Raw genomic sequence first — 26,978 nt, 5'->3', positions numbered from 1 at the left:
TTTGCGGGAGAAGACAACGGGGGCCCCACGCGCACCGCACGGAGGACCCCCGCTCGGAGCTAGTTGTTCAGGTGGATGACGCCGGTGCGCAGATCGCTCATGTCGATCAGAGTGTGCTTGCCGCCGATGCGACCCCATCCGGTGTTCTTGCCGCCGGCACCGCCGAACGGCATGTTGACGTCCCAGAAGCCGTTGCTGTCGTTCACGACGACCTGGCCGGTCTCGATCTCCTCGATGAAGCGGTAGGCCTTGGAGATGTCGTTCGTGAAGACGGCCGACTGCAGGCCGAGCGCGTCGGCGTTGGCGATGCGCAGCAAGTCGTCGTCTGACTTCCCGGTGATCACCGGGACAACCGGGCCGAACGACTCTTCAACGCTGAGCAGGCTGTCTTCGGAGACACCGTCGACGATCGTGAACTCGTAATAGAGGTTCGTCTGGAAACCGGCACGACGGCCGCCACCGGCAAGGATGTCGAAGCCACGAGTGCGGGCGTCCGCCATATGACGGTCCATCTTCGCCGCGACGCCCTCGTTGTTGAGCGGGCCCAGGTTGACGGCCGGGTCGAACGGGTTGCCGAGGGTGACGCCCGGGACCGTCTTCAGCAGTTCCTCAATGAAGGCGTCGTGCACGTTCTCGTGCACGAGCACACGCTCGGTCGCGCAGCACACCTGACCGGCACAGAAGTACGCACCGTCGGCGGCGGCCTGCGCGGCACGCTTGAGGTCGGCGTCTTCGAGAACGATGACGGGTCCGTTGCCCGACAGCTCCATGATCGAGCGCTTGAGGCCCGAGATCGCGTTGATGCGCTCACCGGTTGCCGACGAACCGATGAAGCCGATGGCGTCGATGCCGGGGTGCGACACGAGCTTCGAACCGAAGTCGCCCTCGCCCGGGAGCACGTTGACGAGCCCCTTCGGGACGCCGGCCGCGTCGAACGCCTCGAGGGCGGCGAGCACCGTCAACGAGGTGTGGGTCGGGGGCTTCAGAACGTGAGCGTTTCCGGTGGCGAGGCCGGGCGCCACGAACTCGGCCATCATGAGCAGCGGAAAGTTCCAGGGGGTGATGATCGCCCAGGTACCAACCGGCTTGTAGAAGCTGAACATGCGCTTGTGGGTGTCGTTCGAGGGGAACGTCTCACCGTGCAGACGCACGGCGTCTTCGGCGTGCAGGTGGAACAGCTGCGCGGCTTCCTTGATGTCGGCGATTGACTCGGCGAGGGGCTTGCCCTGCTCCAGAGTCTGCAGGCGAGCAAGTTCGTCGACGCGCTTCAGCAGCTCGTCTCCGATGCGGTGGCACACCGCGGCGCGCTGCCAGACCCCGACCTGACGCCATTCGCGTTGTGCGGTGCGGGCCGCCGTGACGGCGCGATCCAGATCGGCAGAGCTGGGCACGGGAAGTGTGGCGATGCGTTCTCCGGTGACGGGGCTGATCACATCCACTGACGTGCCAGACGTGCCATCGGTGAACTGGCCGTCGATGTAGAGCTGCTGCCTCGGTGGAATGGGCGTTGAATTCACGAGCTACCTCTCTGTCAAAGCGAAGCTCCGTTGCCTCGCGATCGGCCGACACGCTGTTGTGCCGTCTGCCGGATTCTCACACTAATGACTCCACACCCAATGTCAACAAGAATACGCAATCAAATGATGAAAGATTTGCGCAATGCGCAAAAGAAGTCGAAAAACTTGTTGATATGTCGGCGTGGCGTGGCCATACTTACTCACACACAAGCAGGCACGTCCACTGAGGGACTTTGCGTCCCCAATCACAGGAGGCACCATGCGGTACAAAGCAGTTCCGCTCCTTGCAACTCTGGCTGTTGCGACTCTCGCCCTCACCTCATGCGCGAGCGGCGCATCGAGTGAGCAGACCCTCGATCCGAAGGCTGACATCACCAAGCAGAAGCTTGTCGTCAGCATCTGGGCCGACTACTACCCCGAAGACTTGGCCGAGACTTTCGAGAAGGCGACCGGCGTTCCCGTCACGATCGTGAACCACGCCACGAATGAAGACGTGATGGGCAAGCTCACGACCGGAGCGGATTCCGGCATCGATGTCGCGTTTGTTTCCGGCCAGTATGCCCAGGCCCTCAACGAGGCGGGACTGCTCGAACCGATCGACAAGACGCTGGTACCGAACGAGAAGAACCTCTACCCCGAGGCGACCAAGCTCGCGTACGACAAGGGCAACAAGTATTCAGAGCCGTACGCCTGGGGCACCACGGGCCTCTGCTACCGCTCAGACCTCGTGCCGGCCGCACCGACATCCTGGAACGATCTGCTCAACCCGGCACCCGATCTCGTCGGCAAGACCACGATGCTCTCGACGGAGCGGTGGATGGCACTTCCCGCGCTCAAGGCGAACGGCAAGTCGGTTAACTCCACCGACCCCGCCGATCTCGCCGAGGCCAAGAAGCAGCTGCTCACGACGAAAGACACCCTGCTCGCCTTCGACGACACGACCTTCTACACGAAGCTCGTTTCCGGCGAAGCAGCAATGACCGAGGCGTGGGACGGCTGGTGCAACTACGGCATCACCGACGACCCCAACATCAAGTTCGTGGTGCCGTCTGAAGGCAGCGACCTCTGGACCGACACGATGACCGTGCTGAAGACGTCGAAGAACAAAGAAGCGGCGATGGCCTTCATCAACTACATCATGGAGCCGGAGGTGCAGGGCTGGGTGGCCAGCAACATCCTCTACAAGGTGCCGAACGAAGCGGCGATGAAGCTGGTCGACCCCGCCGTGATCGCGGCCTACCCGAACCTGGCGATGACCCCGGCCGAGCTCACCAAGCAGGAAGTCATCGTGGACCTCGGCGAGTTCAGCCCGGAGTACACCAAGCTCGCCACCGAAGTCATGGCCGCCGGCTAGAGAATTCAGGCATTCGACTCGTGACTTCGACTACTCCAACCTCCCCCGGCGTCGTTCCTCGCAGAACGCGCCGGGGGTGGGCAGCGCTGCCGTTCCTGGCCCCGGGAACGCTCATGCTCGTCCTCTTCGTTCTCGTTCCCCTCCTCCTGATCCTGGGCTACTCGTTCTTCAAGCGGGGTCGCTTCGGCGGCGTCGTGTTCACCTTCAGCTTCGACAACTTCGTTCGCCTCGCCGATCCGCTCTACCTGAACGTGATCGCGACATCCGTCGGCATCGCCACGGTCGTGACCGTTCTCGCCCTTCTGATCGGCTATCCGACCGCACTCGCGATCGTGCGACTTCCGGACAAGTGGCGCACCATCGCGCTGGTCGCAGTGCTTCTGCCGTTCTGGACTAACTTCTTGATCCGCACCTACGCCTGGATCCTGTTGCTCAACAACGCAGGCTGGATCAATCAGGGCCTGGAAGCAATCGGACTCATCGATGAGCCGATCAAGATGCTCTACACGCAGCCGGCGGTGGTTGTCGGGCTGCTCTACATGTATCTCCCCTTGATGATCCTTCCGCTCTACGCGTCACTCGCCTCCCAGGATGCGCAGCTGACCGAGGCCGCCACCAATCTCGGGTCCGGCCCGTGGAGGGTGTTTCGCACCGTGACGCTGCCACTGTCGATTCCGGGCGCGTTGACCGGATGCGTGTTCGTGTTCGTGCCGGCCATGAGCAACTTCGTGATTCCCGAGTTGCTCGGCGGCGGCAAGACCGTCTTGGTGGGCAACCTGGTTCGCGACCAGTTCTTGAAGGCCAGGGACTGGCCGTTCGGGGCGGCGCTCGCACTGGTGCTGACGATCCTGCTCATCGCCTTGCTCGTTGCCCAGCAGAGCGCCTCGCGGCGATTGACCGAAGGATCCCGCACAAAGAAGGTGGCTACCCGTGCGTAACTCCCGACTGATGAAGCTGCCGTTGTGGCTGACCTACGCCTTCCTCTACCTGCCGATCCTCGTGGTCGTGATCATGTCGTTCAACTCGTCGAAGAATCTCTTCGTCTGGCGGGGATTCTCGCTCGAATGGTATCCGGCGGTCTTTGCCGACGAGGCGGTGATGGTGGGGCTTCGCAATACCCTCATCGTTGCGACGTCAGTGACCCTGCTCGCGACGGTGCTGGGCACGCTGCTGGCGGTCGGCATCCACCGCTACACCCGTGGCGGGCTGGTTCGGGCCTTCGCCATCGCGCCGGCACTCCTCCCGGATCTGCTTCTCGCGATCGGGCTGCTCAGCCTGTTCTCGCTGATGTCGATCACCCTGGGGTTGCACACCGTCATCATCGCCCACACGACGTTCGCGATGGCGTTTGTCACGGCCATCGTGTTGGCCCGGTTGGCCAACCTCGACCCGAGTTTGGAGGAAGCCTCGCGCGACCTCGGTGCCAGCGCCGTGCGCACGTTTCTGCGTGTCACGCTCCCGCAGCTCGCACCGGCGATGGTTGCCGGCGCACTCCTGTCGTTCACCCTGTCGCTCGATGAATTCGTGATCGCGTTCTTCACGACGGCGCCGACCACGCCGACTCTGCCGATCGCGATCTACTCGATGGTGCGATTCGGGGTCACCCCCGAGATCAACGCCCTCGCCACCATGCTCCTTTTCGTCAGCGTGTTCGCCGTGATCGGCGCGCAACGCTTCGCCAAAGTAACGGACGCCCTATGACCACCGCACACGTGACAACCGATTCCGCTGCTCCCCTGCTCGACATCCGCGGAGTGCGTCATTCCTATGGGGATGTCGTCGCGCTGAACAACGTGGATCTCGCGATCGCCGACAATGAGTTCTTCGCTCTGCTCGGGCCGTCCGGGTGTGGAAAGACCACCCTGTTGCGCTCGATCGCCGGGTTCGAGACGCCGAGTGAGGGAAGCATCCTGCTCGATGGCACAGACCTGATCGCTCAGCCGGCGCACAAACGACCGGTGAACATGATGTTCCAGTCGTATGCGCTCTTTCCGCACATGAGCGTGGAGAAGAACGTGGCCTACGGGCTCGAGGCCGAGGGTGTCGATCGTGTGGAGATCCGGCGACGCGTCGGCGAGACGCTGGACGTCGTGGGACTGCAGGAGTTCGCGAAGCGACGTCCTGCCAAGCTCTCAGGCGGCCAGCGGCAGCGCGTGGCGTTGGCGCGCGCCATCATCAAACGCCCCCGGCTGCTGCTGCTCGACGAACCGCTCTCGGCGCTCGACCGCAAGGTGCGTGCTGAGATGCAGCAGGAACTCAAGCGGATGCAGCACGAAGTGGGAATGACCTTCGTCGTCGTGACCCATGACCAAGAGGAGGCCATGTCGATGGCAGACCGGGTCGCGATCTTGAATCGCGGCGCCGTCGAGCAACTCGATACCCCGGTCGGTCTCTACTCACGACCGTCAAGTCGATTCGTCGCCAGCTTCATCGGCACGGCGAACCTCTTCGATGGGGTGGCGCTCGAGAATGCCGTTGAGATTGCGGGCCTGGGAGTCTTTCCGGTCGCGCATTCACTTCCGACACGCAGCAACGCAACCCTCGTGGTGCGCCCCGAAGATGTGCGTCTAGCGCCTCTCGGCGAAGCGGGCAGGCCGACGGGGCCGGCGCTCGTCGGAACCGTGGTCGATACCTTCTTTCTCGGCGGATCCTCGACCGTCTCGGTCGAGGTGCCCGGGGTCACCCGGCCGATCAGCTGCACGGTGCATGCCGCGACTGTCGCGAGCCGCGGCGACCGGGTCAGCGTGAGCTTCGATCTGCCGCGCGCCGTCGCGGTGGCGAACCCGTCGTCGGAACCGGCACCGGAGCGCTCGACGGAGTCGGCCGCGTCGCCCGCGCTCGTCTAGCTGCGGCCACGGGGCGTTCGAAGGACGGCGAACGAGGTCTCGACAAGCTCGACCACCGGACCGGTGATCGAGCCTGTCGAGATCACGCGAGCCAATCTCTGAACGCTGGTTACGTCTGAGGAACGGCCGGCGGGGGTCTCGACAAGCTCGACCACCGGATCGGCTCGACCACCGGATCGGCTCGACCACCGAGTTAGCGCACCGAGCCCCTGGCGAGCAACGCCGTGTGCAGGGCGCTCACGGTTTCACCGTCGTCGAGGTCCACGTCGAGCAGGTCTTCGATCAGCGCGATGCGCTGGTAGAAGACCGAGCGGGAGAGGTGGCTGGCCGTCGCGGCCTTCGTGCGGTTGCCCGGATGCGCCGCGAAAGCGGTCAGCACGGCCAGCAGGCCACTGCCGAACTCAAGATCGTGATCGATCAGCGGGCGCAGCATCTGTTCACTGTGCGCTTGCAATCGCGGATCACTGCCGAGCGCGGTGACGAGCCGGAGCAGCGGCCGATTCTCGACCCGGTGCACCGCGACTCCGCGGCGGGGCAGGGCGGAATTGCGCCGCAGCAGCTCCGCGGCCTCTTCGAGTGAGGCGAGCAGACTTGCCGCGTCGTGCGCCTCACCACCGACCGCGATTGCGATGTCGGTGACCGACGGACGCAGCGCCTGGGCGACATCCTTGGCGAATGCCGACGCGGCGGCATCCGGAAACCGTGCCTCGGCCGGAAGTGACAGCGCCACCATCAGCTGGGCCGACCTGCCGTTCGGGTTCGAACTGGGGTACGCGGCGGCGATGGCGTCGGCGCCACTGGCCTCGGCCGCGGCGAGCGCTGCGGCCACGGCGGCGCCGTCGGGGGTGACGGCCAGGACCAAGCCGAGCAGCATCCGATCGCGCACGCGCAGTCCGGCCGCCTCCAGTCGGAGGGTCACACCGAGTTCGGAGACGTAACGTCCGCCGAGCAGGCCGACGAGCAGCTGTTCGTGGCCGCGCCTGGTCCATTCGTCGGCGTCACGGTCGGCCAACCGGCCGAGCGCGAGGGCGACGGCGGCCTGCTCCATCACCTGCAGCCGACCGGCCGGATGCGGCTCGCCCGGTAGGGCGACCAGGTAGCCCCAGCGCACCCCGCGCGCCTCGACGGGAACAATGTCCCAGCCGGCCGAGGTGCGGGCGCCCGACGAACCGACCTGGCCCGATCGCTCAGCCGCGGTCAGCTCACTGCTCGCGCTGCGGCCCGCCGCGCGCGCCGCAACCTCACGCCGCGCGGCCCGGGAACGCAGCTCCCACTGGGCGAGCAGCTCATCGCCGGCCGCCAGGGTCTCCACGGCGACAACCTGGTGATTGATGTTTTCGAGCACGACCGGGGCATTCAGCACCCGGCCGAGCTGGGAGACGATGTAGTCGGCGGGACTGCCGCGCAGGCTCAGCCCGATGAACAGGTCGTGCAGGGCGTCGCGCGCCCGCAGCGCCTCGGTCTGGTCGGTGATGATGCGGCTGTGCACGGCCTCGGTGACGGCGACGAATTTGATCACCTTGTGCAGCACGATCAGCGGGAAGCCGAGCCGAGTGCAGGCATCCTGCACCGCACGCGGAGCCCGCTCGAGCCCATGGGTCAGCTCCAGCACCAGACCGGCGGCGCCGACCTGAACGAGGTCCTCGACGTACTGGGTGAGCAGGGCGTCGTCAGCCGACCAGCCGGCACCCGTCGAGAGCAGCAACTCCCCACCGTCGAGCAGTGTGGCGACTCCCAGACTGTCGCTGACGTGCACCCAGCGCACCCGCACACCGAGCGATTCCTCGCCGGCCAGAACCTCAGGAAGGGCCGCGGAAAGCACGGGCAGACGAAGAATGTCGCGCACGGTCGGCAGACCGGCCCTCTGAGCGTTCGAGGCGTCCGGACGATCTGTTTGATCGCGGCCGAATACGGGACGGTCTGGCATCGATTCCACCTCAGTCAGTCTGCAAGCATTGCAGAATAAGGATACGCGCCCAATCGGGCAGAGTGTCCGGCAGCCGGCTCCGCCTTGCGCAATTCATGCGGCGGGCAGACGCAATCCAGATCAGAGGAGACCCCATGGCACTTGTGCGCCATTTCATCAACGGCCAGGAGGTCGGCGAGCCGACCCGCACCGGCGTCATTTACAACCCGGCAACCGGCGAGGCCCAGCATGATCTGGTGCTCGGTTCGGTCGCCGATGTCGAGTCCGCCATCGCCGCTGCCAAGGCAGCCCTGCCGGCGTGGCGCCGCACCAGCCTGGTCAAGCGCTCCGACGTCTTCTTCCGTCTGCGTCACCTGCTCAAGGAGCGCACCCCTGAGCTCGCCGCCATCGTCACGAGCGAGCACGGCAAGGTTCTCTCCGACGCCGCCGGCGAAATCTCGCGCGGTCTCGAGAACGTGGAATTCGCGTCCGGCCTCACCCACCTGCTGAAGGGCGAGCACTCCGAGCAGGTCTCCACCGGTGTCGACGTGCACTCGGTCAAGCAGCCCGTCGGCGTCGTCGCCTGCATCACCCCGTTCAACTTCCCGGTCATGGTTCCGCTGTGGATGATCGCGTCGGCCATCGCCTGTGGCAACACCGTTGTGCTGAAGCCCAGCGAGAAGGACCCGTCCGCCGCGCTCTTCCTCGCCAAGCTGTTCCAGGAGGCCGGCCTGCCCGACGGCGTGCTCAACGTCGTTCACGGTGACAAGCTCGCCGTCGACACGATCCTCGACTCCCCCGATGTCGCGGCCATCAGCTTCGTCGGCTCCACCCCGATCGCCAAGTCGATCTACAAGCGTGCAGCCGAGAACGGCAAGCGCGTGCAGGCTCTCGGTGGCGCCAAGAACCACATGGTCGTCATGCCGGATGCCGACATCCCGGGTGCCGCTGACGCCGCAATCTCCGCCGCGTACGGCTCGGCCGGAGAGCGTTGCATGGCCGTGAGCGTTCTCGTCGCCGTCGGCGACGTGGCCGACGAGCTCGTCGAAGCCGTGCGTTCACGCATGGGCGGCCTCATCATCGGCGACGGCACCGACTCCGCCAGCGAGATGGGCCCGCTGATCACCCGCGAGCACCGCGACAAGGTTGCCTCCTATGTGATCAACGCTCCCGCTGAGGGCGCCACGGTCGTCGTCGACGGCACCAAGCAGCAGTTCGACAACGACGGCTTCTTCGTCGGCGTCAGCCTGATCGACAACGTCACCACCGACATGAAGGTCTACCAGGACGAGATCTTCGGACCGGTTCTGGCCGTCGTGCGCGTCGAGAACTACGACGAGGCCGTCGAGCTGATCAACTCGAACCAGTTCGGCAACGGCGTGGCCATCTTCACCCGCGACGGTGCGACCGCTCGCCAGTTCGAGTTCGACATCGAGGTCGGCATGGTCGGCATCAATGTGCCGATCCCCGTTCCCGCCGGCGTGTACTCGTTCGGTGGCTGGAAGGACTCGCTGTTCGGCGACGCCCACATCTACGGCCCCGACAGCGTGAAGTTCTACACCCGCAACAAGGTCATCACCACCCGCTGGCCGAAGCCCTCCGAGTCGCAGATCAACCTCGGCTTCCCGAGCAACCACTAAGGACCCTCTGATGACCTTCGAAATAACAACCCCTCAGGAGCGCTGATGACCATCGACGTCACCACCACCCAGGCCGACGACCTCGCCACCGAGGCCGAAGTTCGCGCCAATGACCGCGGCCACGTGTTCCACTCCTGGAGCGCACAGGCCCAGATCAACCCGCTGCCCGTGGCCTCCGGCCAGGGTTCCACCTTCTGGGACTACGAAGGCAACTCCTACCTGGACTTCAGCTCGCAGCTGGTGAACCTGAACCTCGGCCACCAGCACCCCGACTTGGTCGCGGCCATCCAGAACCAGGCCGGCCGCCTGGCCACCATCCAGCCGGCCATGGCCAACGATGTGCGCGGCGAACTCGCCCGCCGTATCACCGAGGTCGCCCCCGGCAACCTCAACAAGGTGTTCTTCACCAACGGCGGAACGGATGCCAACGAGTACGCCGTGCGCATGGCTCGCCGGGTCACCGGCAAGCGCAAGGTGCTCTCGATGTACCGCAGCTACCACGGCTCGACGGCGACCGCCATCTCGCTGACCGGCGACCCGCGTCGCTGGGCCAACGAGCCGAGTGACGGTTCGGTCGCTCACTTCTTCGGCCCCTACCTCTACCGCTCCGCGTTCCACGCGAGCACCGAGGCTGAAGAGTCCGCCCGTGCGCTCGAACACCTCGAGCAGGTCATTGTGCTCGAGGGCGCGCAGACGATCGCCGCGATCATCATCGAGACGATCGTCGGCACCAACGGCGTTCTGGTGCCGCCGGCGGGCTACCTGCCCGGCGTGCGCGCGCTCTGCGACAAGTACGGCATCGTCTACATCGCCGACGAGGTCATGGTCGGCTTCGGCCGCATCGGCGAGTGGTTCGCGGTCAACGCGTTCGACGTCACGCCCGACCTGATCACCTTCGCCAAGGGCGTCAACTCGGGTTATGTTCCGCTCGGCGGCGTCGTCATCTCCGACACCATCTCGTCGTTCTTCGATGACGTGCCGTTCCCGGGTGGGCTCACCTACAGCGGGCACCCGCTGGCCTGTGCGCCGGGCGTCGCGACCTTCGACGTGTTCGAACGTGACGGCATCCTGGAGCGCGTGAAGGACCTCGGCAGCCGCATCATCGAGCCCACCGTGCGCGGCTGGCTCGACAAGCACCCGTCGCTCGGCGACGTGCGCGGTACCGGACTGTTCTGGGCCCTCGAGCTCGTGAGCAACCCGGAGACCCGCGAGCCGCTCGTGCCGTTCAACGCGTCGGGTGCCGCCGCGGCCCCGATGAACGCCGTTGCCGCCGCCTGCAAGGCTGCCGGTCTCTGGCCGTTCGTGCACTTCAACCGCCTGCACATCGCTCCGCCGCTCGTGATCACCGAGGAGGAGCTGGTGCGCGGTCTCGCCATCATCGACGAGGCGCTCACCGTGGCCGACGGCTACGTCGTCTAACGCAGACACCTGCCGCACCAGAACGCCGGCGGTGGGAGCTACACGCTCCCACCGCCGGCGTTTTCGTTTTCCCTCACCCCCGCCGCTCCCGGCCAGCCCGTCGACCGAGGGTGGCCCATTTTCCGTAATGAACTTCAGGCTCATATGACCCTGAAGTTCATTACGGAAAATCGCACCACCCCCGGCGAGCCTGAGCAAAACGACAAACTCCCAGCATTTGCAACACATCAAGCGCTTGACTTTCTCGCGCACTGCTCCGCACAATGGATAAGCCGCTCGACGTTGAAGCGGCGATTCAACGCCCTCCGAGGAGGGCTACGTGAAAGGGCGCACAGTGTCGAGTTCCCCCGTTTTGGCCGTTGCCGGCGATCTGCTTGAAGACGTCATCGTGTGGGGCAACGGTGTGCAGAAGCACGCCACCGACAATCCCGCCCGCATCTTCCGCACCCGTGGCGGCAGCGCCGCCAACGTGGCGGCCATCGCTGCAGCCCTGATGCCGGTGCGCTTCATCGGCAAGGTCGGCAACGACGCGTCGGGCGACAGCCTCGGTGCAGGCCTGACCGAGCTGGGCGTCGATGTGCGCCTGCAGCGAGGCGGCTCCACCGGCACCGTCGTGATCCTCGTCGATCCGAGCGGCGAGCGCACCATGTACCCCGACCGCGCCGCGGCGGCCGAGATGGATGCGATCGATCCGGCCTGGCTCGACGGCGTCACCTGGCTGCACCTGCCGATGTACGGCTTCGAAACCGCCCAGACCCGTCGCGCATTGCTCGCGCTGACCGCGGCAGCTCATGCGCGCGGGATCAGCGTCAGCATCGACGTGTCCTCCGTGTCGCTGCTCGAACACCTCGGAACCGAGGAGGCTCCCCGATTGATCGCCGAGATCAACCCCGCCGTGATCTTCGCCAACGCCGACGAGGCCGCCCACCTTGAGATGGGCTCCTGGCCGCATGTGGCCGGGCGCACGCTCATCCTGAAGCGCGGTGCCTCCTCCGTGCTCGTGCAGAGCGACGTCGAGAACTTCGAGGTGGCGGTGACCCCCGTGACCGATGTGAAAGACAGCACGGGTGCCGGCGACAGCTTCGCGGCCGGCTACCTCTCGCAGGCGATCCTCGGCGCCTCCACCCGCACCTGTGTCGAGACCGGGGCCACCGTCGCCGCCCAGGTTCTGCAGAACCCGGGCGCCACCCTGCTCCCACACGCGGTCAAAGCCGACTGACGGCATCCGCCGTGCGGATACTCTGATCTGATGGCCATCTCCACAGCGCAGGATGTCGCCCGCCGCGCGGGCTGCTCGACCACCGCGGTCTCGCTCGTCGTGAACGGGCGGGATGCCGGCCGGGTCAGCCCGGAGCTGCGCACGCGCATTCTCGACGCCGTTGAAGCGCTGAACTATGCGCCGAACGCGCAGGCTCAAGGGCTCGCCTCGTCGCACCCGAATCAGGTCTCGTTGCTCTGCCCCGACATCCGCAATCCGTTCTTCGGTGAGCTCTTTCATGGCCTGACCGACGCGCTCGCGCCCGATTTCGTCGTCAACATCGTCGTCGGCACCGAGGATTTCGACTATGGGCCCGCTGCCGTGCGTCAAGTGCAGGCCAATAAGATCAGCGGACTGATTCTGGCCAGCCCGTCGGCGCGCGTGCTCGACTCGCTGCATCCCTCCGTTCCGATGGTGCTGATCGATTCACTCGCCCGGTTCGATGGAATCCCCACGGTGAATCCCGATGTGAGTGGCGCAGCGACGGAGCTCGCCGAGCACCTGTTGAAGCTCGGTCACCGCCGGGTGGCCTACCTCGACGTGGATCGGGCCAAATCAACATTCCAGCAGCGGCGCACAGTGGTCAACACCGCGCTGACCGCCGGCGGAGCAACGATGACCGTTGACCGGGTCAGGGTGGCCGATATCGCCACCGCGACCGACTACGCCGAGGCGCACGCCGCCGGCTGGCTGGCCGACGGCATCACTGCCGTCGTCTGCGCCGACGACCTCGTGGCCTACGGGGTGCTGCTCGGTGCCGCCGCGGCCGGGGTGAGCGTTCCCGGACAGCTGAGCGTGAGCGGATTCAACGACCTTCAGTTTTCGGCTCTCACCAACCCGCCCCTGACCACCGTGGATTTCAATGCGCGCGCGCTGGGCGAGGCGGCCGGCCGCACACTGCGCGAGCGCGTGTCGACCGGGAAGGCGGACAGCGTGATCTGGCGTTCACGTCTTGTTGTGCGCGCATCCACCGGCCCAGCCGCCCCGCACGCCGCGGCCACTGCTGCCGGCCCCGACACCCTGCGTGCGACCCACCATGGCTAGGCCGGGCGATGCCGCGATGCGTCAGGTTCATGTCACCGTTCGGCAGCTCGAGGTCTTCATCGTGATGGCGAGGGAACTGCACTTCGCCCACGCCGCCAAGGCCCTGCACCTGTCACAACCGACGGTGAGCCTGGAGATTCGCAAGCTGGAGGAGGCGCTCGGTGTCGAGCTCTTCGAACGATCCACCCGCACCACCCTGCTGAGCGAGGCCGGATCGGCGCTCCTCGCTGAGGCCGACCGGATTCACGCGCGGCTGGTCTCCTTCGAGGACTCCGCCCGGTTGTTCGCCCGGATGTCCGACCGCACCGTCAAGGTGGTGGCGTCGCCCAGCGTGATCGACCGTTTACTTCCGGCCGTGATCGGCAAGGCCGAGAAGGCATTGCCGGACCTGGTGATCGATGAGATCTCCGCCGACACCGGAACCGTCACCGCCGTATTGTCGGCCGAGGACGCCGATATCGGACTCGGTCGCTTTCTCGACCCGCTCCCCGGGTTTCAGGTCGAAACCCTCGCGCAGGAGGAGGTGTTCGCCGTGCTCAGCCGCGGCAACCCCCACGCCGCCGACCCGACCCTCACCCTGTCCGACCTGGCCGGGCTGCCGCTCCTGCTCTGGCCGCGGGAACGGAGCCCCCGTTATTACGACGCAATCCTTGCCCTCTGCGGCGACCGCGGACTCGACCCGGCAGTGGTCGAAGCTCCGGCTCGCATCGTGGGATCCCGCTCCTATCTGATCGGTGAGAACCGGGCGTTCACGTTGGTGCCCGGCTCGGCCCGGGCGCACCTGCCCGACGACCTGCGTGCCGTGCCGCTCTCCATTCCGGGACTGCTTCCGATGGAGATGCTTTCCCGCAGTGAAGATCCGCGTCCGTTCGTCGGCGAGCTGATCGCCGTGATCAGATTTCAGGCCGCCCGCCTTCTCGCCCACCATGCTGGTGCGGCATCCGCCATCCCCGATCTGAAGGACCCCGAGTGACCGAGATCTCCACCACCTCGCCGGGCATCGGGATGATTGGGGCCGGGCTCCACGCGACGTCGAACATCCTTCCCGCGATCGTGCTTGCCGGCATCCCGATTCTGGCGCTCGCGACGCGTGACACGGCCCGCTCGGCGGCGGCCCTCCGCCGCTTCGGCTCGAGCGGTCGACCGTTCGACAGTGCGACCGCGCTCCTGGCCGACGCCGGCGTGCGCGATGTCGTCATCGTCGCCCAGCCCGCCGACCAAACGCAACTGGCCCTGGCGGCGATTCGCGCCGGCAAGAACGTTTTCATCGACAAGCCACTCGGCTGCACCGTTGCCGAAGCACAGCAGATTGCGACGGAAGCCGACTCCCACGGTGTGATCGCGATGGTCGGGTTCATGAAACGGTATGCCCCGGCCTACCGAGAGCTGAAGGCGCTGCTCGACGAGGGCGAGCTGGGCACGATCCGCTCGTTCGAGTTGAGTTTCGGCTGCGACAGCACCCCGTTCTGCGCCGACGATGCCGAGTACCTGTTGCTCGCGGCCATCCACGTCGCCGACCTCGTGCGCTTTCTCTTCGGCGAGGTCGAAGTGGCTCATGTTTTGTCCAGCTCACGCGGTCCGAATGTGTCGCTCGCGATCACCGTGCGCACCAGGGCCGGGGTCGTCGGCACCCTGGCGCTCTCCGGGCTGCCCTCGTACTCGAGCGAAACCGAGACACTGCGGGTCTCCGGCGATCGGGGTTGGGCCGTCGTCAACGAGGTGTCCCGCCTGACGACGCATCTGCAGAAACCCGGCGACCTTGCATCCTGGCGCGCGCTCAGCGAGGTCACGACGACCCGCGCTCCGGCGGAGAGCGCCATGTCGGGGGTCGAGCGCGACCTGCATCTGCGTGGATTCGTCGGCGAACTTCAGGCGTTTCGCGATGCCGTCGACACTCGAGTGGCCCCGTCGAGCAGCGCCCGCGACAATGTGCGCACCATGCAGCTCTGGGAGCTGCTCGCTACCGGCGCCCGGGCGAGCCTGGCCGAGTAGACGGCGTCGGGCTAGACGGCGTCGGGCTCGACAGCGTTGGGCATGCGCCGAAACGCCAGGTTGCCGAGGGCCAGCAGCAGCAGTGCCGCTCCGGCCGCCACCGTGACGAAGAATCCCGCTTGTGAACCGGAGGCCTCGGCGACGGCGCCGCCGATCGCGGTGAAGAGGGCCTGACCGACGACGAGTCCGCCGACCATCATCGTCATGACGGTGGTCGATCGACCGGCCGGCGCCCCCGCGGCGGCCAGGCTGAACAGCGAGACGAGCACGGCGCCCACACCACAGCCGGCGACGATGAGCATCACGGCCATCAGCGGAAGCCCGGTGATGAACGGGAAGGTGAGTGCGGCACCGAGAACCACGATGGCGAACACCAGCCATCTGCTGCGCAGGCTGAACCGCGCGGGCAGAATCGCCATCACCACGGCGAACACCACCGAGCCGACGCTCAGCCCGCCATAGAGAATTCCGGTGAGCGATTCGTTGCCCTGCGCCGACATGAACGTGGTCAGTGATGTGAGCGTGGTTCCGAAGAACGCGCCGACCGTGAACATTCCGGCGACGAGCACGAACAAGCGAGGGGTGAAGGGGGATGCCGGAGGCTCGGTCTGCAGTTCGTCTTCCCACGTCGCATCCGCAAGCACCGCGGTCGGGTGGAAGGCGAACAGGGTGACGAAGATCAGGGTGATGGCGCCGGCCGCGACGAGCGGCGCCCAAGCGCCGAGGGTGGAGGCGAGGGCGCCGACCAGCACCGGCCCGAGCACGAATGCCGACTCGTCGGCCACCGACTCATAGCTCATGATCATCTTCGTGAGAGTGGTGCGCTGGCCGGGATCGGCCTTGGCTGCGGCCAGGGACACGAGACGAGAGCGGGACATCGGGGCGGCCTGCGGGGCGCTGGCGCCGATCACGAGACCGCCGATCAGCAGCGGGGCGAGCGGGACGTCGGCATAGGCGAGCACGACGAATCCGGCCAGGGCCGCCGTGTTGACGGCGGCGCAGACGACGAGCACCCAGCGCTGGCCGCGGCGGTCGGCGAGGCGTCCGACGAAGGGAGCGGCGAGGGCCGTGCCGATTCCAGCCACAGCGGAGACCAATCCGGCCTCGGCGATCGAGCCCCGGGTGCTCATCACGAGCATGAGCACGCCGACGATCGCCATCGCCGCGGGGAGGCGGCTAAAGAAGGCGATGGGGAAGTAGGCCCGCCCAGCCAAGCCAATGAATGAGCTGAGGGCTGTGGCGGATGCTGCGGGTGAGGTCGCGGCGGATGTCGCGGGCGACGTTTGGCTCTGCTGGGTTCTGATGGGTGCCTCCTGAAGGAGCCGATGAAGGCTCACCTTCGACGCTACGCAGATCGCCGAGCACGCCGTGGGGCGATTACCGCACTTTCTTAGATGAATCCGGCAGATCTATCAATGGATGCGGTTCGTTGATTGAGCCTGTCGAAATCACGCACGCCGACCCTCAGACGCAACCTACGTTCATGACTGGCTCGCGCGGTCTCGACAAGCTCGACCACCGGCAGCGCAGTCAGCACCCTGTCACGACCCCGGTCGCGACGCCCGCGACGCCGTCGCCCCGAGCTGACGGATGAGCGCGACGAGTTCGCTGACCGCCGGCCGTTGGTCATCCGCTCGCCAGACGAGCGACAGCGGGAGCTCTTCGGGTGCATCCAGCGGAAGCGCAATGATTCCCGCGGGAAGCTGGGCCGCCGACGACGCCGGCACGAGGCCGAAAGCCCGGCCGTCGGCAATCAGGTACGAGCGCGTGCCGATGACCCGCGGTCGACTCACCACCACGAGGGGGTCGAGACCGCCGGCCGAGCAGATGTCCATCAGCCGGTCGTAATAGGCGCGGTTGCGCTCCCGCGGCCAGAGCAGCAGGGGCAGATCGGCCAAGTCGCCCAGGTGGATCGACTCGGAGCCGGCCAGCGGATGACTCTCACTCAGCGCCACCATCAGGGGTTCCCGAAACACGATCTCGGAGCGAAACCGGTCGGAGATCGACACGTAGCGCCCCAGCCCGAGGTCGGCGGCCCCGGATTCCAGACTCGCCGCCACCTCGCCGGTCTCGACGCCGACGTCTTCGATCTGCAGCCACGGAATGCTCGCTTCGGCGCCCTGCAGAATGAGCGGAATGAAATAGTCCATCGCGCTCGGGGTGCCCACCATCGTCAGCGTTGCGGCGCGGCCCTTCGAGAAACGCACGGCGAACTGCTCGAAGTGCAGCGCGGCATCCGTGAGTTCGAGCGCGGGCCCCCGCAGCGCTTCGCCGGCGGCGGTCAGACTGATCTGCCGTTTTGACCGGTCGAACAGCTCGAAGCCGAGCACACGCTCCAACCGGGCGATCTCTTGGCTGACGACCGGCTGCGAGACGAAGAGCTCCTCGGCGGCCCGCCCGAAGTGCAGAGTGCGCGCGACGGTGGTGAAAAACTGCACTTGACGCAGGGTGAGACTCATAAATGAATCTTATCAATTGGCGCGAATGTTTCGATTGTTGTGTGAAAAGCATCGACCTAGAGTGGAAACACCTAGACAGATTGAGAGCATTTCCATGACGCAGTCATTCCGCGTATCCGACGAGGTTCGCCAGGCAATCGCCGAGGGCAAGCCGGTTCTCGCCCTCGAGTCGACGATCTTCACCCACGGACTGCCGCGTCCGCGCAACCTCGAGGTCGCCCTCGAAGCCGAAGCCCGCCTCCGTGAGCTCGGCGTCGTGCCGGCCACGATCGGCATCATCGACGGCGTTCCTACTGTCGGCCTCAGCGCCGCCGAGATCGAGACTCTCTCGAACGCCGACCACGTCATCAAGGTGTCCGTGCGCGACCTCGCCGTCGCCATGGGCAAGAAGCTGCACGGTGGAACCACCGTCGCAGCCACCGCCTACCTCGCCCACCGTGCGGGCATCCGCGTCTTCTCCACCGGCGGCCTCGGCGGCGTGCACCGCGGCGCAGAGACCACCTTCGACGAGTCGGCCGACCTGCCGATCCTCGCCACCCTGCCTCTGGTCGTCGTGAGCGCCGGCGTGAAGTCGATCCTCGACATCCCCCTCACCCTCGAGCGCTTCGAGACCCTCAACCTCGCCGTCGTCGGCTACAAGACCACCGACTTCCCGGGTTTCTACATCACCGACTCCGGCTACGACATCGAGTACTCCGTCGACAGCCCCGACGAGGTGGCCGCGATGGTTGAGGCCCGCGACGCACTCGAGATCAGCTCGACCCTGCTCGTGGCCAACCCCATTGCGAAGGACAAGCAGCTCGACCCCGCTGTTCTCGAAGCCGTTCTCGAGAAGGCCTGGGCCGCATCCGCTGACGCCGGAATCATTGGGCACGACACCACGCCGTTCTTGCTCGACTTCATCCAGCGCGAGACCAAGGGCGAGAGCCTGAACGTGAACGTCAACGTGTACCGCGGCAACGTGGAACTCGGCGCCGAGATCGCCAAGGCCCTGTCGGCCCGCGCGAGCGCATAACTCTCAGCTCGTCATTCGAAGGCCCCGGCGTACTGCGTCGGGGCCTTCGTCGTGCCGGGTCAGAAGGTTTCGTCGGTAATGTTCAGCCCTAGCGTTACCCATCGCTCGGGGAGGGCTGCGGGTGCCCACAGCTGAACCTTATCGACGCCCGAACAGACGAATGCGGCAGCCGACGCACGCCGGCCGGCCCGGCAGCGCTGAACACTAGTCCGATCAGAGGGCGGAACGCGCCGCAGCCACGAACTCGCGAATCAGTGCCGCGTCTTTCTGCCCGCGCACCGATTCAACGCCGCTCGACACGTCGACGCCGCCCGGACGCGCGGCGCGAATCAGCTCCGCCACGTTGCCCGGATTCAGGCCGCCGGCCAGCAACCAATCGCCCTGCGGCGGGTTCGCCTGCAGCTGCGACGTGTCGAATACTTCGCCGGCACCCGGCATCGGGGCGTCGATCAGCAGTCGATGAGCGCGGATGCCGAGCGGGTCGTGTTCGACCTCGCGCAAGTACTCGTCAATCGAGAGCGCGCGGATCGTGCCGAATCCGGCCTCCTGCACCCGCTCGAAGTCAGCCAGGGTTTCGCCGCCATGCAGCTGCACCGTGTTCACACCGGCCTCGCTCGCCATCCGCAGCACCTCGTCGATCGGCTGTTTGCGAAAGACGCCGACAGTCTGCACCGACCCGGGCACGCCGAGCACCAGCTGCCGCGCCACGGATGGCTCGATCGTGCGCGGGCTCCCCGGCGCGAACACGAAACCGACGGCGTCCGCCCCGGCTTCGAGCGCGACGTCGAGGGTGACGGGCTCGCGCAGCCCGCAGATCTTCACGAACACGGTGTCTCCATCCGAGAATTATCGCGCACGCGCCCGTGCATTCTCCCCGGCTGTCGGTTGCTAACTCCGGCAATCCTGCTCTGCCAGATTCTGCCACCCCGGAAAATCAAGCAACTCTGCCGCCCGTCCCGGCGATTACCGGAGTTAGCCACACACGCAGGCTGTCAATCGTCGCAGCGGCGGGAAAGTATGGAGAGGGGCTGCCTATGCGAACGCGTTCAGACCCGTCAGCGCCCGACCGAGCACCAGCTGGTGAATCTCGTCGGTTCCCTCATAGGTGCGCACCGATTCGAGGTTGGCGAGGTGCCGCATCACCGGGAACTCGCTCGTGATGCCGTCGCCACCGAGGATGCCGCGGGCCTCCCCCGCGATCCGGATGGCCTCCCGCACGCTGTTGAGTTTGCCCACGCTGATCTGCGCGGGGGTGAGCGCACCGCGTTCCTTCAGCCGGCCGAGGTGCAGCGCCAGCAGCACGCCCTTCTCGTACTCGACGAACATGTCGGCCAGCTTGGCCTGGATCAGCTGCATCGCTCCGATCGGCTTGCCGAACACAGTGCGCGAGGTCGACCGGCCGATCGCCGCGTCGAGGCAGCTGCGGGCCGCCCCCATCGCGCCCCAGACGATGCCGAACCGGGCCTCGTTCAGGCAACCGAATGGTCCGGACAGGCCGCGCGCGCCCGGCAACATCGCGTCGCCCGGCACCCGCACGCCGTCGAGCACCACGTCACATTGGATCGACGCGCGCATCGAGAGTTTCGTGTCAATCGGGGTCGCGGTGAAGCCCGCTGTGTCGGTCGGCACCAGAAAGCCGCGCACACCCTCGTCGGTCTTCGCCCAGACCACCGCGACATCGGCGATGCTGGCCAGGCCGATCCAGCGCTTGGAGCCGTCGATCACCCAGCCGTCACCGTCGTGCCTGGCCGTCGTGAGCATCCCGGCCGGGTCGCTGCCGCCGCTCGGCTCGGTCAAGGCGAAGCAGCCGATCACCTCGCCGGCGGCCATGCCCGGCAGCCAGCGCTGCTTCTGCTCCTCGGAGCCGTACTTGTGGATCGCCGACATCGCCAGCGAACCCTGCACCGACACGAAGGTGCGCCAGCCGCTGTCCGCCGCCTCGAGTTCGAGGCAGACGAGCCCGTAGCTGACGGCCCCGGCGCCCGCGCAGCCGTAACCGGTGAGGTGCATGCCCAGAAAACCGGCCGCGCCGAGTTCGGCGACGAGCTCACGGCGAAAGTACTTGTCCTCGAAATCCTGTTCAATCGTCGGCAGGATGCGCGCTGTCGCGAACTCACGCGCCTTCAGTTGCCAGTCGCGTTCCTCGTCGCTGAGCAGGGCAGCGAGGTCGAAGACAGCGTCGACAAGCGGTGCCGGGGCAGGCCGGTTCGGGGTGTTCGACGTCGTTTGAGCGGCAGCTGTGGTCACGGTGTTCCTTCGTTCTTCGGGGGCGCGGTGGCGGTGGCGGGTGCAGTGTTGGTGGTAGGTCGATCGAGCCAGTCTGCACCGGCATGCTCGCCCAGCCGAGGCGGCAGGAGGCGATAGGCGGCGGGGAGCCCGGCGAGATGAATGGGGTTGGCGACCTGACGGCTGGTCCGGAGCCGACGAGTATCGGCGGAAGCGGTAGCGGAAGCGCCAGCTGCAGCGGCATCGGCATCGGCATCGGCATCGGCATCGGCATCACCGGTCTGCATCTCAACGACCGCGTCCAGCCCCAGCTGAGCGGCAAACGCGAACGCCTCGTCGACCGAGTTGACCAGACCAGCCGGCACGCCGGCATCCGTCAGAATGTCAGCCCACTGCGCTGCACCCTGAGCGGCCAGCAGACGTGTGATGTTCTCGCGTAGCTCCAGCCGGTGCGCGACGCGGGAGCTGTTCGACGCGAACCGCTCGTCATCGGCCTGATCGGGAGCTCCGAGCAGCCGCATCAGCGTACGAAACTGTCGATCGTTGCCGACGGCGATGACCAGCTCACGGTCGGCCGCCTGAAACAGCTCATAGGGTGCAATGCTCGGGTGCGCGTTGCCGAGGCGCGCCGGGGCGATTCCCGTGGCCAGGGTGCCGGCCGCCTGGTTCGTGAGCGCGGAGAGCAGCGTGGTCAGCAGGTTGATCTCGACCAGGCGCCCGGCGCCATCGGCCGAGCCGTCGCGATCGCGCAGCGCGATCAGAATGCCGGCGAGCGCGTTCTGCCCAGTGAGCACGTCAACGAGGGCCACACCCACCTTGCTCGGCTCGGAATCGGCCTGGCCGGTCACACTCATCAGCCCACCGACCGCCTGCACGAGCAAGTCGTAGCCGGGCAGCGCGGCACCCGCGCCGGAGCCGAACCCGGTGACACTGCAATAGATCACGCCCGGGTTCAGCGCGCGCACGCTGTCGTAGTCGAGCCCGAACTTCGCCATCACACCCGGTCTGAAGTTCTCGATCACCACGTCGGAAGATGCGGCCAGCCGGCGGGCCTCGGCCAGCCCGGCCTCGGCCCCGAAGTCACAGACGACCCCGCGCTTGTTGCGGTTGACGCTGCCGAAATAGGTGGAATCGCCCTGTGCATCGACCGGCGGACGCCAGTGCCGGGTGTCGTCGCCGGCTGGGCTCTCGATCTTGATCACGTCGGCCCCGAAGTCGGCGAGCATCATGGTGGCGTAGGGCCCGGCCAGCACGCGAGAGAAATCGGCGACGCGGATGCCGGCGAGCGGCCCGCGGAGGTCAGCACGCGCGGCGTCGGCGCCCGTCGCGTTCTCCTGCATCGAGTCCTCCACCATTGGCCAACCGTGTCGTGCACTGCGCCCAGGATCACACATCTCACCCGGCGCGTGGGATAGATCCTATACCGAATCTTTGCGCGCCCAGTAGATTGTCCTCATGGCGGCAGACCGACGACCCGGAGCACGCGAAGCAGTCTTCGCTCAGCTCAATGACGCCGGGCGCGCCGAACAGGTGACCCAACGGCTCACCGACGCCATCATTCTCGGCGTGCTGTCGCCGGGCGAACGGCTGCCGAGCGAGCCGGAACTCGCCCGACGCTTCGGCGTCGCCCTGATCACCGTGCGCGAGGGGCTCGTAATCCTGCGCGACACCGGCCTGGTCGAGACCCGGCGCGGCCGGGAGGGCGGCAGCTTCGTGATTGCCGCGGATGCCCCCCACAGCACGCTGCTCCGCGCCCGGATCCACGGGCTCGCTCAGGTTGAGCTCTCTGACATTGCGGTGTATTTCGGCGTGATCGCGGAGGGATGCGCTGCGCGGGCCGCCCTGCACACTTCGCCGCTCGATGCCGAACGCCTGGCCACCTGGTTGCAGAACGCGGATTTCGCGTCGACCGCGGGAGCCCGTTCGAATGCCGGCGGCTTCTTTCTCGAACTGGCCGTGCTCACCCAGTCGGCCCGCCTCGTGCGCGAGCAGATTCGGGTGCAGGCCGAGTTCGGACCCCTTCTCTTTCTGGGCATGGGCGATCCGGCGCTTCGTGCGCGCGTCGCGGACGGATTCGGTTTGGTAGCCCCCGCACTCGAGGCCGGCGACAGCGCACTCGCGCGCCGCCTGGTCGGTGACCAGGTGCAGGCTTTATCGGAGTGGTTGCTTGCCGCGAAGGCGCATATTGAGCGAGGAGGCCTGCTGGATGACGCATCCATCGTCGACGACTGAACAGTGCGCGGCCGCGGTGAGCGACCTGTTCGACGGAATTTTTCGCGATCTGGAGTCCTGGCGCGAGGAGATCGCCCGCACCGGGCCGTCCGCACGCTCCTCAGCGCTCGATGCGCTGGTCGAGGCCCTCGTCGTTCCGTCCCTCCTCCTGCCGAATCCGATCCTGATCGGCGCGGGGTTTATCGCCGCGCCGGAGTTCGTGCAGGGGCGCGATGTGCACTTCTCCTGGTGGCTCGGCCCGCTCGAATCGAATCCGTTGCTCGGCATCACGACGGTGCCGACGCGCCTCGACCTCGGGGCTCGGGTCTACACCGATTACCTGCGTGATTTTCGGGCTCTGGAATGGTATTCGATCCCGGAATCGACGCACCAACGCCACGTCACCGGCCCTTACGTCGACCACCTCTGCACCTGTGACTACATCTTCACGCTGACCATGCCGGTGCGGGTCGGCAACGACATGATCGGCGTCGTCGGGGCGGATGTCTCGGTGCGCCGCATCGAAACCGCCCTGCTTCCGCTTTTTCTCGCGGCTGAGCACCCGCTCGCCCTCGTGAACGCGGTCGACCGGGTAGTGATCTCAACCGAACCAACGGTGCAGGCCGGCCAGCTGGCCCCGCGTCACGGCGGCGCGGTGGCCTGTTCGGGCGTTCCCTTTCGGGTTATTCTCAGCCCTGCGTCACAGTCGCGAGTTTAATCATCCGTTGATATATCTTTGACGCAGGAGAGTTTTGCACCGGCGCCAGTTCCCTCGGGCGCACAGACCTGAGAAGGAGAAGCCTATGAGTGACTACGCTGTCATCAACCCGGCCACCGGAGAGACCGTCAAGACATACCCGACGATCACGGATGTCGAGCTCGACGCCGCGATTGCGGCAGCCGATGAGGCGCACCGCACCTGGTCGCGCAGCACGACCATTGAGGAGCGCGCAGCGCTCATCCGCCGGGTCAGCGAACTGCACCTGGAGCGCCGTCAGGAGCTCGCCGAGATCATCGTGCGTGAAATGGGCAAGCCGCTCGAGCAGGCCTTGGGCGAGGTCGACTTCAGCGCCGACATCTACGCCTACTACGCCGACAACGCGGCAGACCTCTTGAAGGACGAAGCCATCAACCTGCTCGCCGGCGAAGGCTCGGCCTTGATCCGTCGCAGCTCGCTCGGTGTGTTGCTCGGCATCATGCCGTGGAACTTCCCGTACTACCAGGTCGCCCGTTTCGCCGGACCGAACCTGATCATCGGCAACACCATCCTGCTCAAGCACGCCGAGCAGTGCCCCGAATCGGCCGCTGCGATCGGCCAGATCATGCACGATGCCGGCTTCCCCGCCGGGGCGTACACGAACATCTACGCGTCGCACGAGCAGATCGCCACGATCATCGCCGACAAGCGCGTCCAGGGTGTCTCACTCACCGGCTCGGAGCGCGCCGGTGCGGCCATCGCCGAAATCGCCGGCCGCAACCTGAAGAAGGTCGTGCTGGAGCTCGGCGGCTCTGACCCGTTCATCCTGTTGTCGACCGACGACCTCGACGCCACCGTCGGCGCCGCTGCCTTCGCCCGCCTCGACAACAACGGCCAGGCCTGCAACGCCGCCAAGCGCTTCATCGTCGTCGAGGAGCTGTACGAACCGTTCCTCGAGAAGTTCACCGCGGCGATCGCCGGCGCCGAGTTGGGCGACCCGAGCAAGGACGGCACCGTTCTCGGCCCGCTCTCCTCGTCGAAGGCCACCGCCACGCTCGTCGAGCAGGTCCAGCGCGCCGTCGCCCAGGGCGCCACCCTGGTCACCGGCGGAACCGCCGACGGCAACTACTACGCCGGCACCGTGCTCACCGACGTTCAGCCGGGCTCCGACGCCTTCCATGAGGAGTTCTTCGGCCCGGTCGCCCAGGTGTTCCGTGTCGCCGACGAGGCCGCGGCCATCGCTCTGGCCAACGACACCCCGTTCGGCCTCGGATCGTACGTCTTCACGACCGATCCCGAGCAGGCATTGCGTGTCGCCGACGGCATTGAGGCCGGCATGGTCTTCATCAACCTGGTCGGCGCCGACGGCGCCGAGCTTCCGTTCGGTGGCGTCAAGCGGTCCGGTTCGGGCCGCGAGCTCGGCCGTTTCGGCGCCGACGAGTTCGTGAACAAGAAGATGATCCGTATCGGCTAACACCGAATCAGAAATGAGCCCGTCTTCCCCGCCCCGTGCGGAGAGGGCGGGCTCTTTCGTTGGTTGAGGAGCTCGCGCCAGCGAGCGTCTCGAAACCTCGCGAGCCAACCCTCAAACCCAACCCAACTTCTGAGATCGGCTCGCCTGGTTTCGAGACGAGGCCGACTCCGTCGGGCGCGGTTCGGTTGTTGAGCCTGTCGAAACACAACCAACGAGATGGTGGTCCCTGCAACCGGCAGACCTCGACACACAGCACCATCGAGGCGGATGATCAGGGTGACGACTCGAGGGAGGTCACCATGGAGATTCTGCAGGTCGCCCAGCACGCCGACGATCTCGACCGCGCCGCCGCGTTCTACGAAGCCCTGCTCGGCGGCCCGCCCGCCGCACGATTCGACCCACCAGGGCTGCTCTTCTTCAACGTGGGTCGCTCCCGGCTGCTGCTCGAGAAGGCAGCAGCCTCAGCGCTGATCTACCTGCAGGTCGACGATGTGCGCGCCACCACCGACGCGCTGCGCGCTCGCGGGGTGGAGATCGTCGACGCCCCGCACGTCATTTTCAGCCACACCGACGACTCACTCGGGCCGGTCGGCACCGATGAGTGGATGGCGTTCATCCGCGACAGCGAAGGCAATACCGTCGGCCTGGTCAGTCACGAGCCGCGGCACGACCCCTGACCGGCGTGAGCGCGCATGACCGACAGACGCGTCTCGATCAGTGATGAGCTACAGCGCGCCCGTCAGCTCCTTGAGCAGGGAGATCTGCTGCAGCCGACCCGCGGCATCCGGAGCGAGTGGCGCGACGTTGAGGGTGGTCACCCCGGCCCCGGCGAACGCGGCCAGCCGCTCTGCGACGAAACTCTGCGGTCCGATCAGCGAGATTGCTCTGACCAGTTCGTCGGGCACGGCGGCTGCCGCCTCCTCGCGGCGCCCGGCGAGATAGAGATCCTGGATCACCTCGGCCTCCGCCTCATAGCCGTACGAGCGCACGAGGTCGTTGTAGAAGTTCTTGCCCCGTGCGCCCATTCCGCCGATGTAGAGCGCCAGCTGCGGCTTCTGCGCCGCCAGCAGCGCCTCGGTGTGCTCGCCGATCAAGAGTGCCGGGCTGGCATGGATGTCCAGTGGCGGCAACGCGGCATCCCGCTTCGCCGCGCCGGCGGCGAGCGACGCACCCCAGACGGACTGCGCCTTCTCCGGGTGGAAGAACAGCGGCTGCCAGCCCTCGGCGATCTCGGCCGCCTGGGCGACGCTTTTCGGCCCGAGCGCCGCGATGATGACCGGGATGCGTTCCCGCACCGGCTGGTTGATCAGTTTGAGCGGCTTGCCGAGCCCCGTGCCCTGGCCCGCCGGCAGTGGAATCGTGTAATGCTCGCCGTGATATTCGACCTTTTCCCGACGCCACACCATCCGGCAGATCTCGACGATCTCGCGAATGCGTGACACCGGGGCGTCGTAGGGAACGCCGTGGAATCCTTCGACGACCTGTGGTCCGGATGCCCCGAGGCCGAGCGCGAAGCGGCCGTCAGACACATAGTCGAGGCCGGCCGCGGTCATCGCCGTCAACGTGGGCGTGCGGGTAAAGATCTGCACGATGCCCGAGGCGATGGTGATGGTGTCCGTGACCGCCGCGAGATAGCCCAGTTGGCTCACCGCATCGAAGGAATACGCCTCCGGCACCGAGATCTGGTCGAGTCCGGCCTTCTCGAGTTCGGCCACTTCAGCCGCCGCCTCACGGAAGCCGCTGGAGTAATTGATCGCCATTCCGATGCGCATCTCGCTCCTTTGCGTTGTCGTTCCCGAGTCTACGGTCCGGCCGCGGCCCTGTGAGGCCGCATTTTCGACGAGCAGGAACACCACCGAGGAATCCAATCATCCGGTTCTATAGCTTTGCGAGCTGTACGGGCAGTATGTTTGGCACACA

23 protein-coding genes are annotated in these 26,978 nt (G+C 66.5%); 15 read left to right on the top strand and 8 right to left on the bottom strand.

Annotation, left to right across the window (positions count from 1 at the left end):
* Window positions 1-59 precede the first annotated feature (59 nt).
* Window positions 60-1,517 carry an aldehyde dehydrogenase family protein gene (locus tag AC1DCF_RS07230; protein WP_477210424.1) on the bottom strand — a complete coding sequence of 486 codons (1,458 nt, stop codon included), beginning with the start codon at window positions 1,515-1,517 and terminating at the stop codon, window positions 60-62.
* Window positions 1,518-1,776: 259 nt separating this feature from the next.
* Here AC1DCF_RS07230 and AC1DCF_RS07225 point away from each other — a divergent pair, with 259 nt between their 5' ends.
* From AC1DCF_RS07225 to AC1DCF_RS07210, 4 genes are all read left to right on the top strand, one after another.
* Window positions 1,777-2,871, top strand: coding sequence for a polyamine ABC transporter substrate-binding protein (locus tag AC1DCF_RS07225; protein WP_477210423.1), 1,095 nt, complete (start codon window positions 1,777-1,779; stop codon window positions 2,869-2,871).
* A gap of 113 nt (window positions 2,872-2,984) precedes the next feature.
* Window positions 2,985-3,809, top strand: coding sequence for an ABC transporter permease (locus AC1DCF_RS07220; RefSeq protein ID WP_477210422.1), 825 nt, complete (start codon window positions 2,985-2,987; stop codon window positions 3,807-3,809).
* Window positions 3,802-4,572 carry an ABC transporter permease gene (locus tag AC1DCF_RS07215; protein WP_477210421.1) on the top strand — a complete coding sequence of 257 codons (771 nt, stop codon included), beginning with the start codon at window positions 3,802-3,804 and terminating at the stop codon, window positions 4,570-4,572. The genes AC1DCF_RS07220 and AC1DCF_RS07215 overlap by 8 nt, the downstream gene beginning before the upstream one ends.
* The gene (locus tag AC1DCF_RS07210; RefSeq protein ID WP_477210420.1) at window positions 4,569-5,717 is read left to right on the top strand and encodes an ABC transporter ATP-binding protein; all 1,149 of its coding nucleotides are present in this window, start codon (window positions 4,569-4,571) and stop codon (window positions 5,715-5,717) included. The genes AC1DCF_RS07215 and AC1DCF_RS07210 overlap by 4 nt, the downstream gene beginning before the upstream one ends.
* A gap of 193 nt (window positions 5,718-5,910) precedes the next feature.
* Here the strand turns inward: AC1DCF_RS07210 and AC1DCF_RS07205 are convergent, their stop codons facing one another.
* Window positions 5,911-7,644 carry a PucR family transcriptional regulator gene (locus AC1DCF_RS07205; RefSeq protein WP_477210419.1) on the bottom strand — a complete coding sequence of 578 codons (1,734 nt, stop codon included), beginning with the start codon at window positions 7,642-7,644 and terminating at the stop codon, window positions 5,911-5,913.
* Between the two features lie 134 nt (window positions 7,645-7,778).
* Between AC1DCF_RS07205 and AC1DCF_RS07200 the strand changes: the two genes are divergently transcribed.
* The 6 genes from AC1DCF_RS07200 to AC1DCF_RS07175 all read left to right on the top strand — a co-directional run bounded on the left by AC1DCF_RS07200 (window position 7,779) and on the right by AC1DCF_RS07175 (window position 14,976).
* On the top strand, window positions 7,779-9,263 hold the full coding sequence (locus AC1DCF_RS07200; protein WP_477210418.1) for a CoA-acylating methylmalonate-semialdehyde dehydrogenase: 1,485 nt from the start codon (window positions 7,779-7,781) through the stop codon (window positions 9,261-9,263).
* A 45-nt stretch (window positions 9,264-9,308) separates the two neighbouring features.
* A complete protein-coding gene (locus tag AC1DCF_RS07195; protein ID WP_477210417.1) occupies window positions 9,309-10,682 on the top strand; it encodes an aminotransferase class III-fold pyridoxal phosphate-dependent enzyme in 1,374 nt (457 codons plus the stop codon).
* A gap of 319 nt (window positions 10,683-11,001) precedes the next feature.
* Complete coding sequence (locus tag AC1DCF_RS07190) at window positions 11,002-11,901, top strand: carbohydrate kinase family protein (protein ID WP_477210416.1); 900 nt, start codon at window positions 11,002-11,004, stop codon at window positions 11,899-11,901.
* A 30-nt stretch (window positions 11,902-11,931) separates the two neighbouring features.
* Window positions 11,932-12,984 (top strand): LacI family DNA-binding transcriptional regulator, encoded by a 1,053-nt coding sequence (locus AC1DCF_RS07185; protein ID WP_477210415.1) that lies wholly within the window; start codon window positions 11,932-11,934, stop codon window positions 12,982-12,984.
* Window positions 12,977-13,957 (top strand): LysR family transcriptional regulator, encoded by a 981-nt coding sequence (locus AC1DCF_RS07180; RefSeq protein ID WP_477210414.1) that lies wholly within the window; start codon window positions 12,977-12,979, stop codon window positions 13,955-13,957. Before AC1DCF_RS07185 ends, AC1DCF_RS07180 begins: the two co-directional genes overlap by 8 nt.
* A complete protein-coding gene (locus AC1DCF_RS07175) occupies window positions 13,954-14,976 on the top strand; it encodes a Gfo/Idh/MocA family protein (RefSeq protein ID WP_477210413.1) in 1,023 nt (340 codons plus the stop codon). The genes AC1DCF_RS07180 and AC1DCF_RS07175 overlap by 4 nt, the downstream gene beginning before the upstream one ends.
* An 11-nt stretch (window positions 14,977-14,987) precedes the next feature.
* Here AC1DCF_RS07175 and AC1DCF_RS07170 read toward each other — a convergent pair whose 3' ends face one another.
* Complete coding sequence (locus AC1DCF_RS07170; protein ID WP_477210412.1) at window positions 14,988-16,313, bottom strand: MFS transporter; 1,326 nt, start codon at window positions 16,311-16,313, stop codon at window positions 14,988-14,990.
* Between the two features lie 204 nt (window positions 16,314-16,517).
* Window positions 16,518-17,435, bottom strand: a complete 918-nt coding sequence (locus AC1DCF_RS07165) for a LysR family transcriptional regulator (RefSeq protein WP_477210411.1) — start codon at window positions 17,433-17,435, stop codon at window positions 16,518-16,520.
* Between the two features lie 94 nt (window positions 17,436-17,529).
* Here AC1DCF_RS07165 and AC1DCF_RS07160 point away from each other — a divergent pair, with 94 nt between their 5' ends.
* Window positions 17,530-18,450, top strand: a complete 921-nt coding sequence (locus AC1DCF_RS07160; RefSeq protein ID WP_441792539.1) for a pseudouridine-5'-phosphate glycosidase — start codon at window positions 17,530-17,532, stop codon at window positions 18,448-18,450.
* Window positions 18,451-18,663: 213 nt separating this feature from the next.
* Here AC1DCF_RS07160 and AC1DCF_RS07155 read toward each other — a convergent pair whose 3' ends face one another.
* The 3 genes from AC1DCF_RS07155 to AC1DCF_RS07145 form a co-directional block, all read right to left on the bottom strand.
* The gene (locus AC1DCF_RS07155; protein ID WP_477210410.1) at window positions 18,664-19,278 is read right to left on the bottom strand and encodes a phosphoribosylanthranilate isomerase; all 615 of its coding nucleotides are present in this window, start codon (window positions 19,276-19,278) and stop codon (window positions 18,664-18,666) included.
* 204 nt (window positions 19,279-19,482) lie between these two features.
* Window positions 19,483-20,607: an acyl-CoA dehydrogenase family protein gene (locus tag AC1DCF_RS07150; protein ID WP_477210554.1), complete on the bottom strand. Its 1,125-nt coding sequence runs from the start codon at window positions 20,605-20,607 to the stop codon at window positions 19,483-19,485.
* Window positions 20,608-20,693: 86 nt separating this feature from the next.
* Entirely contained in the window at window positions 20,694-22,016 is a 1,323-nt protein-coding gene (locus AC1DCF_RS07145) for a CaiB/BaiF CoA transferase family protein (protein WP_477210553.1), read from the bottom strand.
* 115 nt (window positions 22,017-22,131) lie between these two features.
* Here AC1DCF_RS07145 and AC1DCF_RS07140 point away from each other — a divergent pair, with 115 nt between their 5' ends.
* The 4 genes from AC1DCF_RS07140 (at window position 22,132) to AC1DCF_RS07125 (ending at window position 25,735) form a co-directional block, all read left to right on the top strand.
* Window positions 22,132-22,908, top strand: coding sequence for a FadR/GntR family transcriptional regulator (locus AC1DCF_RS07140; RefSeq protein ID WP_477210409.1), 777 nt, complete (start codon window positions 22,132-22,134; stop codon window positions 22,906-22,908).
* On the top strand, window positions 22,883-23,605 hold the full coding sequence (locus AC1DCF_RS07135) for a cache domain-containing protein (protein ID WP_477210408.1): 723 nt from the start codon (window positions 22,883-22,885) through the stop codon (window positions 23,603-23,605). The genes AC1DCF_RS07140 and AC1DCF_RS07135 overlap by 26 nt, the downstream gene beginning before the upstream one ends.
* An 85-nt stretch (window positions 23,606-23,690) precedes the next feature.
* On the top strand, window positions 23,691-25,058 hold the full coding sequence (locus AC1DCF_RS07130; protein ID WP_441792534.1) for an NAD-dependent succinate-semialdehyde dehydrogenase: 1,368 nt from the start codon (window positions 23,691-23,693) through the stop codon (window positions 25,056-25,058).
* Between the two features lie 299 nt (window positions 25,059-25,357).
* On the top strand, window positions 25,358-25,735 hold the full coding sequence (locus AC1DCF_RS07125; protein ID WP_477210407.1) for a VOC family protein: 378 nt from the start codon (window positions 25,358-25,360) through the stop codon (window positions 25,733-25,735).
* Window positions 25,736-25,783: 48 nt separating this feature from the next.
* On the opposite strand, the gene AC1DCF_RS07120 is transcribed toward AC1DCF_RS07125, so the two are convergent.
* A complete protein-coding gene (locus AC1DCF_RS07120; RefSeq protein WP_477210406.1) occupies window positions 25,784-26,830 on the bottom strand; it encodes an LLM class F420-dependent oxidoreductase in 1,047 nt (348 codons plus the stop codon).
* Window positions 26,831-26,978 lie beyond the last annotated feature (148 nt).

The sequence above is a fragment of the Leifsonia sp. 10L418 genome (assembly GCF_056395445.1).
This window is presented reverse-complemented; position numbering and strand designations above follow the sequence as displayed.

Excerpts from the sequence above, each read along its gene's own strand:
- AC1DCF_RS07220 (WP_477210422.1), top strand. The coding sequence starts at position 2,985 with ATGCTCGTCCTCTTCGTTCTCGTTCCCCTCCTCCTGATCCTGGGCTAC.
- AC1DCF_RS07130 (WP_441792534.1), top strand. The coding sequence starts at position 23,691 with ATGAGTGACTACGCTGTCATCAACCCGGCCACCGGAGAGACCGTCAAG.
- AC1DCF_RS07200 (WP_477210418.1), top strand. The coding sequence starts at position 7,779 with ATGGCACTTGTGCGCCATTTCATCAACGGCCAGGAGGTCGGCGAGCCG.
- AC1DCF_RS07185 (WP_477210415.1), top strand. The coding sequence starts at position 11,932 with ATGGCCATCTCCACAGCGCAGGATGTCGCCCGCCGCGCGGGCTGCTCG.
- AC1DCF_RS07205 (WP_477210419.1), bottom strand. The coding sequence starts at position 7,644 with ATGCCAGACCGTCCCGTATTCGGCCGCGATCAAACAGATCGTCCGGAC.
- AC1DCF_RS07120 (WP_477210406.1), bottom strand. The coding sequence starts at position 26,830 with ATGCGCATCGGAATGGCGATCAATTACTCCAGCGGCTTCCGTGAGGCG.
- AC1DCF_RS07225 (WP_477210423.1), top strand. The coding sequence starts at position 1,777 with ATGCGGTACAAAGCAGTTCCGCTCCTTGCAACTCTGGCTGTTGCGACT.
- AC1DCF_RS07160 (WP_441792539.1), top strand. The coding sequence starts at position 17,530 with ATGACGCAGTCATTCCGCGTATCCGACGAGGTTCGCCAGGCAATCGCC.
- AC1DCF_RS07125 (WP_477210407.1), top strand. The coding sequence starts at position 25,358 with ATGGAGATTCTGCAGGTCGCCCAGCACGCCGACGATCTCGACCGCGCC.
- AC1DCF_RS07140 (WP_477210409.1), top strand. The coding sequence starts at position 22,132 with ATGGCGGCAGACCGACGACCCGGAGCACGCGAAGCAGTCTTCGCTCAG.
- AC1DCF_RS07195 (WP_477210417.1), top strand. The coding sequence starts at position 9,309 with ATGACCATCGACGTCACCACCACCCAGGCCGACGACCTCGCCACCGAG.
- AC1DCF_RS07180 (WP_477210414.1), top strand. The coding sequence starts at position 12,977 with ATGGCTAGGCCGGGCGATGCCGCGATGCGTCAGGTTCATGTCACCGTT.
- AC1DCF_RS07145 (WP_477210553.1), bottom strand. The coding sequence starts at position 22,016 with ATGCAGGAGAACGCGACGGGCGCCGACGCCGCGCGTGCTGACCTCCGC.
- AC1DCF_RS07135 (WP_477210408.1), top strand. The coding sequence starts at position 22,883 with ATGACGCATCCATCGTCGACGACTGAACAGTGCGCGGCCGCGGTGAGC.
- AC1DCF_RS07210 (WP_477210420.1), top strand. The coding sequence starts at position 4,569 with ATGACCACCGCACACGTGACAACCGATTCCGCTGCTCCCCTGCTCGAC.
- AC1DCF_RS07165 (WP_477210411.1), bottom strand. The coding sequence starts at position 17,435 with ATGAGTCTCACCCTGCGTCAAGTGCAGTTTTTCACCACCGTCGCGCGC.